This window comes from Pseudoalteromonas sp. S1609 (assembly GCF_005887255.1).
Taxonomy (GTDB): domain Bacteria; phylum Pseudomonadota; class Gammaproteobacteria; order Enterobacterales; family Alteromonadaceae; genus Pseudoalteromonas.
This window is the reverse complement of sequence record NZ_PNDJ01000229.1, coordinates 1-270: the sequence shown is the minus strand read 5'-3', so window position 1 is coordinate 270 and position 270 is coordinate 1. Positions and strand designations below refer to the sequence as shown.

Genomic DNA, 270 nt, shown 5'->3' with positions numbered 1-270 from the left:
ATTATAATGAGCAGCAGGTTGTAGTTCTGAAAACAACCATTGAAGAACTAAAAAAATTAGCGCCATTTGATGTGGTAGCAACAGCACCGAGTGTTGAGTATGACTTTATTTCTCGTTATTTTTGGCCTGCCAGTGGTGGTTATGAAGACTTTGTGACCTGTTCACTTCATACCTGGCTTGCCCCTTATTGGGCAGTAGAATTTTGCAAACACTCATTAAGTGCTTATCAGGCCGCACAACGGGGTGGGAAGGTACATTGGGAAGTGGGCA

Annotated in this window: 1 protein-coding gene; it reads left to right on the top strand. The window is 43.3% G+C overall.

Going from position 1 to position 270, the window contains the following annotated elements:
- The coding region (locus CWB76_RS19540) for a PhzF family phenazine biosynthesis protein (protein ID WP_138609762.1) at positions 1-270 on the top strand (270 nt) is incomplete at both ends.